A 620-nucleotide genomic window follows, 5' to 3' on the forward strand; every position below is an offset into this window, starting at 1 on the left:
GCTGCCGCAGCTTCGGTGCATGGTTTAGCCCCGTTACATCTTCCGCGCGGGCCGACTCGACCAGTGAGCTATTACGCTTTCTTTAAATGATGGCTGCTTCTAAGCCAACATCCTGGCTGTCTGAGCCTTCCCACTTCGTTTCCCACTTAACCATGACTTTGGGACCTTAGCTGGCGGTCTGGGTTGTTTCCCTCTTCACGACGGACGTTAGCACCCGCCGTGTGTCTCCCGTGATAACATTCTTCGGTATTCGCAGTTTGCATCGAGTTGGTAAGTCGGGATGACCCCCTAGTCGAAACAGTGCTCTACCCCCGAAGATGAGTTCACGAGGCGCTACCTAAATAGCTTTCGGGGAGAACCAGCTATCTCCCGGTTTGATTGGCCTTTCACCCCCATCCACAAGTCATCCGCTAATTTTTCAACATTAGTCGGTTCGGTCCTCCAGTTAGTGTTACCCAACCTTCAACCTGCCCATGGATAGATCACCGGGTTTCGGGTCTATACCCTGCAACTCATTCGCCCAGTTAAGACTCGGTTTCCCTACGGCTCCCCTATACGGTTAACCTTGCTACAGAATATAAGTCGCTGACCCATTATACAAAAGGTACGCAGTCACCCCA

1 rRNA gene is annotated in these 620 nt (G+C 52.1%); it reads right to left on the reverse strand.

Features of this window, described 5'->3' with window-relative positions:
• Nucleotides 1-620: ribosomal RNA gene (locus tag DK861_RS07515) — 23S ribosomal RNA — on the reverse strand; the annotation flags it as partial.

The sequence above is a fragment of the Proteus sp. TJ1640 genome (assembly GCF_003144445.1).
In the GTDB taxonomy this organism is placed as follows: Bacteria; Pseudomonadota; Gammaproteobacteria; order Enterobacterales; family Enterobacteriaceae; genus Proteus; species Proteus penneri.